General features: G+C 70.2%; 6 protein-coding genes. 2 read left to right on the forward strand and 4 right to left on the reverse strand.

Translation table 11 applies throughout. The features are described 5' to 3' along the window. The first annotated feature begins 101 nt into the window (after positions 1 to 101). Positions 102 to 1007, forward strand: a complete 906-nt coding sequence (locus tag CSW64_RS08235) for a haloalkane dehalogenase (RefSeq protein ID WP_099621658.1) — start codon at positions 102 to 104, stop codon at positions 1005 to 1007. On the opposite strand, the gene CSW64_RS08240 is transcribed toward CSW64_RS08235, so the two are convergent. The 4 genes from CSW64_RS08240 to CSW64_RS08255 all read right to left on the reverse strand — a co-directional run bounded on the left by CSW64_RS08240 (position 988) and on the right by CSW64_RS08255 (position 5326). After that, on the reverse strand, positions 988 to 2013 hold the full coding sequence (locus CSW64_RS08240) for a formylglycine-generating enzyme family protein (protein ID WP_245863869.1): 1026 nt from the start codon (positions 2011 to 2013) through the stop codon (positions 988 to 990). The two genes, CSW64_RS08235 and CSW64_RS08240, sit on opposite strands and share 20 nt — an antisense overlap. Then, positions 2014 to 3693 (reverse strand): sulfatase-like hydrolase/transferase, encoded by a 1680-nt coding sequence (locus CSW64_RS08245; protein ID WP_099621659.1) that lies wholly within the window; start codon positions 3691 to 3693, stop codon positions 2014 to 2016. It lies immediately after the preceding gene. Between the two features lie 69 nt (positions 3694 to 3762). Beyond that, positions 3763 to 4656: an EamA family transporter gene (locus tag CSW64_RS08250; protein ID WP_099621660.1), complete on the reverse strand. Its 894-nt coding sequence runs from the start codon at positions 4654 to 4656 to the stop codon at positions 3763 to 3765. Positions 4657 to 4669: 13 nt separating this feature from the next. Beyond that, positions 4670 to 5326 (reverse strand): nitroreductase family protein, encoded by a 657-nt coding sequence (locus CSW64_RS08255; RefSeq protein WP_099621661.1) that lies wholly within the window; start codon positions 5324 to 5326, stop codon positions 4670 to 4672. A gap of 123 nt (positions 5327 to 5449) precedes the next feature. On the opposite strand from CSW64_RS08255, the gene CSW64_RS08260 reads away from it, so the two are divergent. After that, positions 5450 to 6340: a LysR family transcriptional regulator gene (locus CSW64_RS08260; RefSeq protein WP_099621662.1), complete on the forward strand. Its 891-nt coding sequence runs from the start codon at positions 5450 to 5452 to the stop codon at positions 6338 to 6340. The last annotated feature ends 182 nt before the right edge of the window (positions 6341 to 6522 follow it).

Raw genomic sequence — 6522 nt, forward strand, 5'->3', positions numbered from 1 at the left:
CCTCCCGTCCCCCGACGCCTTGACCGGCGTCCGATATAATGACACGCATAATGTCACTATATTTCGACAAGGCCAGCGCTGATTGCGAAAGGGGAGGGGTGATGAAAATCCTGCGGACGCCGGACGACCGGTTCTCGGGCCTGAAGGACTGGCCCTACGCGCCGCACTATCTCGACCTGCGCGACCCGGACGGGACGGACCTGCGGCTCCACTATGTCGACGAGGGGCCGCGCGACGGCGAGGTCGTGCTGCTGATGCACGGCGAGCCGTCCTGGGGCTATCTGTACCGGAGGGTGATCGGCTGGCTGGCCGGCCGCGGCCGCCGGGTGATCGCGCCCGACCTCATCGGCTTCGGCCGTTCGGACAAGCCCGCGGACCGCAACGACTACACCTACGAGCGCCATGTGGCCTGGATGAGCGCCTGGCTGGAGGCGCTGGACCTGAGGGGCGTCACCCTGTTCTGCCAGGATTGGGGCGGGTTGATCGGACTGCGCCTGGTCGCGGCCTATCCGGAGCGGTTCGCAGGCGTGGCGGTCGCCAACACCGGCCTCCCGATCGGCGGCGGCATGACCGACGGGTTCCAGGCCTGGCTCAACTTCAGCCAGACCGTTCCGCAGATGCCGATCGGCATGATCATCAACGGCGGCAGCGCCCGCGACCTGTCGCCCGAGGAAATCGCCGCCTACGACGCGCCCTATCCGGACGAGAGCTACAAGGAAGGCGCGCGGCAGTTTCCCGCCCTGGTGCCGGTCACGCCGGAGCATGGCTCGGTGGCCGAGAACCAGGCGGCCTGGCAGGTCCTGGAGCGGTTCGAGAAACCCTTCCTGACCGCCTTCAGCGACGGCGATCCGATCACCCGCGGCGGGGAGGCGCTGTTCCAGGCCCGCGTCGCCGGCGCCAAGGGCCAGCCGCACGTCACGCTGCCCGGCGGCCATTTCCTGCAGGAGGACGCGCCGGACCAGATTGTCGAGGTGATCGACGGCATGATCACGCGCCGGACGGCGTGATCCTCAGCACCGTGCGGAAGCCGATGTGGTTCTCGCCCCCGTCGACCGGTCCCGGCTGCCGGGCGGCGGGGCGGTAGCGGTAGCAGTAGTTCGGCGCGCACAGGAACGATCCGCCCTTGATGACATGGGCGCGCGGGTTGGGGTCGCGCGGCTCGTCGGCCGTTTCGGGGGCCGTTTCGGGCGCGCGGCTCCGCTCGGCGTAGGCGTCGCGCGTCCATTCCCAGACGTTGCCGGCCATGTCGTGCAGGCCGAAGCCGTTGGCCGGGAAGCAGCCCACCGGCGCCGTCTGGGCGCGATAGCCGTCCCCGCCGGTGTCCAGCCCGGGGAAGGCGCCTTGCCAGACGTTGGCCTGAGGCTTGTCGGGATCGAGCGGCGCGTCGCCCCAGACGTAGCGCGTCGCCGCCTTGCCGCCCTGGGCGGCGTACTCCCACTCTGCCTCGGTCGGCAGGTCGCGGCCCAGCCAGCGGGCGTAGGCCATGGCGTCCTCCCAGGCGATCTGGACGACGGGCTGGGTCTCCTTGCCCGCGATCGAGCTGCCGGGCCCTAGCGGACGACGCCAGTTCGCGCCCTCGACCACCCGCCACCAGCGTGAGGGATCGCCGTCGCCGACATCGGCCGCTCCGACGAACACCAGGGCCGAAGGTCTCAGCGCCTGGGGCGGCAGGTCGGGGTAGAGCCTGGGGTCGAGCGGGCGTTCGGCCAGGGTCACATAGCCGGTCGCCTTCACGAAGCGGGCGAAGTCGGCGTTGGTCACCTCGGTGCGGTCGATCCAGAAGTCGCCGACCGTCGTCTCGGCCGGCGGTCCCTCCTCGGGCAGCATCGGCCGCGCGCCCATCGCGAACCGGCCGCCCTTGACCAGGACCATGCCGGTCGTCGCCGGCGCGGCGCTTGAAGCCGGCGGGATCAGGCAGGCCTTCGCGACGGCCGCCGCGGGCTTGTCCCCGCAGGCCGCCAGGAGCAGGGCCGCGGCGGCGAGGGCGAAGATCGGGCGCGAAGCGGTGGTCACCTAGTTGTCCCAGAGCACGTATTCGTCCGTGGCCTTGTGCGGAACGCCGCCGGGCTTGTCGACATACACCGGCCCCTGCAGCAGCGACGGCCAGAGCGGCTTGACGCTGCGCGCGTTCTGCTGGGCGAGCAGGGCCTTCATGGCCTTGACCCGCTCGGGCTGCTGGGCCGAGAGATCGCGCCGCTCGGCCGGGTCGGCGGCCAGGTCGTAGAGCCAGACCTTGTTCCGCGCGCCGTTGACCTGGAGCTTCCAGTCGCCTTCGCGGACGGCCTCGTACTGGCCCGAGCGCCAGAACAGCGTCTGGTGCGGCCGGCCGGGCGTGCGGCCCAGGACGTGGGGCAGCAGGTCGACGCCGTCGATCTCGCGGTCGCTCGGCGGCTTGGCGCCGGCCGCCGCCGCCGCGGTGGCGAAGATGTCGATGTGGCCGACAGGGTAGGGATAGCGCGTGCCCGCCTGGATCGCCGCCGGCCAGCGCATGAAGAAGGGCGAGTGGACCCCGCCCTCGAAGAAGGTCGACTTGAAGCCGCGGTAGGGCCGGTTGACGTCGGGCAGGCCGACGTAGCCGGCGCCGCCGTTGTCGCTGGTGAAGATCACCAGGGTGTTCTCGGCCAGGCCTTCCTCCTGAAGGGCGCGCAGGATCTTGCCGATGTTGTCGTCCAGGTTCTTGGTCATCGCCCCGTAGACCCGCGTGCGATGGTCGGCGATTCCCGACACGGCGTCGTAGTCCCGCCGCGTCGCCTGCAGCGGCGTATGGATGGCGTTGGGCGCGAAGTAGAGGAAGAAGGGCCGGTTGCGGTTGGCCTTGATCGCCTTGACGGCTTCGTCGGCCAGATAGTCGGTCATGTAGCCGCGCGGCTGGAACGGCGCCGAGCCGTTGTGCTGCACGGCATAGGGCAGGTTCGGCCACAGGAAGCGGTCGATGGCGTCCCACGGCTGTTTGACGTTGACCACGTCGGGGTCCTTCTCGGGCAGGTACATCGAGCCGCCGGCGATGAAGCCCAGGCTCTCGTCGAAGCCCTGGTCCTCGGGCCGGGAGCCGCTCTTGCCGCCCAGATGCCACTTGCCGAGGTGGATGGTGTGGTAGCCCGAGGCCTTCAGCACCTCGGCGACGGTAATCTCGCTCGCCGGCATGCTCAGCTCGTTGACGGCGGCGGGCGTCCGGGCGGTGCTGCCGGGCGGCATGTCCTTGATGCGGTCGGCGAAGAATTTCGGCTCGACCGGCGCGCCGGGCTCGGACTCGGTGCCGACCATGCGCTGGAAGGCGACCGGGGCTGGCGTGAACTCGAAGCCGAAACGGGTCGGGTAGCGGCCGGTCATGATCGCCGCGCGGGACGGGGCGCAGGTGGCGTTGCCGGCGTAGCCGTTGGTGAAGGCGACGCCGCCCCGGCCGATCGAGTCGATGTTGGGGGTCTGGACGGCGCCGTCGGCGACGCCGCCGCCGTTGAAGCTGATATCGTTGAAGCCCAGGTCGTCGACCAGGATGAAGACGATGTTCGGCGGCCGGGCGGCGGCGGGCGCGGCGGCCGGGCCCTGGGCCCAGGCGACGGACCGGTTCTCCTCGACCGGCGGCATCTGGGCGCGGGCGACCCAGGCCAGCAGGGTGGTGCGGTTGGCGGCGGCCAGCGCCAATCCTCCGATCAGCACGAGCGCGATCGCGCCCACCCATTTCCAGAGCTTCATGGCCGCCTCCCGATATTATTGACACTATTCGTGTCACTATATCGCGAGGGCGGCAAGCCCCATGCGTCGTCAGGCGGTCTTCGGCTTGGACGTCGCGGTCTTGGGGCGACGTTGGGCGAGCCAGACGCTGCCGAGCACCACCGCCATGCCGAGGATCTGCGGCGGGGTCAGGTTCTGGCCCAGCAGGAGCCAGCCGAGCAGGACCGCCGTGACCGGGCTGAGGAAGCCCAGGGAGGAGACCACGCCCGGCTCCAGTCGCGCCACGCCGCGGAACCAGAGGATATAGGTCAGGGCCGCGCCGATCAGTCCGAGATAGGCCAGGCCGGCCAGGTTGGTCAGAGTCAGCGCGGGCAGGGGCGGTTCGATCAGCAGCGCGACGGGCAACAGCAGCAGGCCGCCGGCGGTCAGCTGCCACGCCGTGAACGTCAGGGGCGAGACGGGCGGCTGCCAGCGGCGGGTCAGGACCGTGCCGAGGGCCATCGACACCGTCCCGCCCAGGCCGGCCGCGATCCCGATCGGGTCGAGGCTCGCCGACGACGTCAGGACCAGCAGGGCCACCCCGGCCGCCCCGCCGAGGGCCGCGAGCACCGACATGGCCCGGATCGGCGAGCCGAGCACCATCTGCGCCAGGAACAGGACGATCAGCGGCTGGATCGCGCCCACCGTCGCCGCCACTCCGCCCGGCAGGCGGTAGGCCGCGACGAACAGCAGGGCCCAGAAGATCGAGAAGTTCAGGGCGCCGAGGACCAGGGTCCGCCACCACCAGGCGCCCCAGGGCAGGCGACGTACGATCAGCAGCAGCAGCAGTCCGGCGGGCAGGGCGCGGAGCATGGCCACGGTCAGCGGATGGTCCGCCGGCAGCATCTGGGTGGCGACCACATAGGTGCTGCCCCAGATCGCGGGCGCGACGGCGGTGAGCAGGAGGTCGAGACGGGCGGTCGAGGCCGGCGGGGCGGAGGTCATCGGATCGCGCTCCCTAGGCGTGGCTCAGGACGTCGGCGACAGGCCGGCGCGGCTTCTGCGGCCAGTTGCCCGGCGCGGCGTGACCGACCGCGACCAGCAGGACGGCGCGCTCGTCGTCGGCGAGCCCGAAAGCCTCGGCGACGCCTTCGGGGTCGAAGCCGGACATCGGACCCGAGGCCAGGCCCAGGGCCTCGGCGGCGAACATCAGGGTCGCGGCGCCCAGGGTGGCCGACCGGATGGCCTCGTCCCGGGCGACCTGGGGATGCTGGGCGTAGAAGGCGTCGGCGAAGTCGGTCCAGCCCTGGGCCATGTGCGCGGGCATGAAGCCGGCCTCGATCGAGGGGCGGACACGCTCGGCGATGGCCTTGGTCCGGGGCTGGGCGCCGACGATGATGAAGGTGACCGGGGCCTCGGTGATCTTGGGCTGATCCCAGGCCAACGCGCGCAGGCGGGCCTTGGCCTCGGCGCTGCGCACGGCGATGAAGCGCCAGTTCTGCAGGTTGAAGGCGGTCGGGGCGCGGGTGGCCAGGCGGACCAGTTCATGGATCTCGGCGTCCGACACCGTCCGCGACGACGAGAACAGGCTGGCCGAGATGCGGCGTTCGATGGCTCTCACGAGCGCCGGATTGGCGGGAAGGACCGTGGGGCGATCTTGGGCGATGACGGTCATGGCTGGCGTTCCTGAAGGCGGGGGCGGGCCAGTCCCGCCCCGCGAACAGGGTCAACTTATTGGTTGCCTTCGGAATGATAATTCTGGCTATCGTGACATCACTCTTCACCAATAGTGTTGAATATGGATCAGCTGACCGCCCTGAAGGTGTTTCGCCGCGTCGTCGAACTCGGCAGCTTCGCGGAGGCCGCGCGTCGCCTGTCCCTGTCGCCGGCGGCGGTGAGCAAGAACATCGGCGAGCTCGAGGCGCATGTGTCGGCCCGGCTGCTGAACCGCACCACCCGCCGCATGAGCCTGACCGAGGCCGGCGCGACCTATTACGAGCGGATCGCCGGCGTCCTGGACGATCTGGAGGACGCGAGCGCGTCGCTCGGCGCGCTGCACGACGAGGCCTCGGGCGTGCTGCGGGTCAGCGCGCCGCTCTCCTTCACCCTGGTCGGGCTGTCGAGCGCCATTCCGGAGTTCCTGCAGCGCTATCCGAAGCTGAGCCTGGATCTGCATCTCGACGACCGGCGCGTGGACATCGTCCGCGATGGCTACGACCTGGCCATCCGGGGCAGCGACGCGCTCGAGGACTCCAGTCTGGTGGCGCGCAAGCTGATGGTCATGGACCACGTCCTCTGCGCCTCGCCGGCCTATTTCGAGCGGGTCGGCGCGCCGAAGACTCCGACCGACCTGGCGGACCACAATTGCATCCGGTTCAGCCATTCCGGCCATGCCGACGCCTGGACCTTCGCTCGGGGCGGCCGGTCCGTCCGTGTCCCGGTCGTCGGCCGCTACAGCGTCGGCTCCAGCCTGGCGGTGCGCGATGCGCTGCGGGCGGGGCTGGGCGTCAGCCTGATTCCGCGGCTCTACGTCCGCGAAGACCTGGACGGCGGCCGGCTGGCGACCGCGTTGGACGACTGGTCGGCGGACGAGACCTCGATCTTCGCGGTCTATCCCTCTCGCCGGCACATGGCGGCCAAGGTCCGGGTTTTCCTGAGCTTTCTGGTTGAAACGCTCGAGGGCGGCTAGATTCTCGCGCCTGGTGCAAATGGAGAAATTTATCGCTATGCGATGAGTGTCCCATTTTGAGAGTTGGCGTCTTGTGATCGCCTTTTGGTTGTGTTTCTCTCGCCGCCAAGGGGAGCACAATCGTGCGGGCGAAACAGCAGTCATCGCAGGATGCGGCGCGCATGGCCGCGTTCGCCGTTCGG

Origin of the sequence: Caulobacter mirabilis (assembly GCF_002749615.1) — a bacterium.
GTDB lineage: Bacteria > Pseudomonadota > Alphaproteobacteria > Caulobacterales > Caulobacteraceae > Caulobacter > Caulobacter mirabilis.

Bases quoted from the DNA above. Each gene is read 5' to 3' on its own strand.
- CSW64_RS08260 (WP_099621662.1), top strand. From the start codon at position 5,450: ATGGATCAGCTGACCGCCCTGAAGGTGTTTCGCCGCGTCGTCGAACTC.
- CSW64_RS08255 (WP_099621661.1), bottom strand. From the start codon at position 5,326: ATGACCGTCATCGCCCAAGATCGCCCCACGGTCCTTCCCGCCAATCCG.
- CSW64_RS08235 (WP_099621658.1), top strand. From the start codon at position 102: ATGAAAATCCTGCGGACGCCGGACGACCGGTTCTCGGGCCTGAAGGAC.
- CSW64_RS08250 (WP_099621660.1), bottom strand. From the start codon at position 4,656: ATGACCTCCGCCCCGCCGGCCTCGACCGCCCGTCTCGACCTCCTGCTC.
- CSW64_RS08245 (WP_099621659.1), bottom strand. From the start codon at position 3,693: ATGAAGCTCTGGAAATGGGTGGGCGCGATCGCGCTCGTGCTGATCGGA.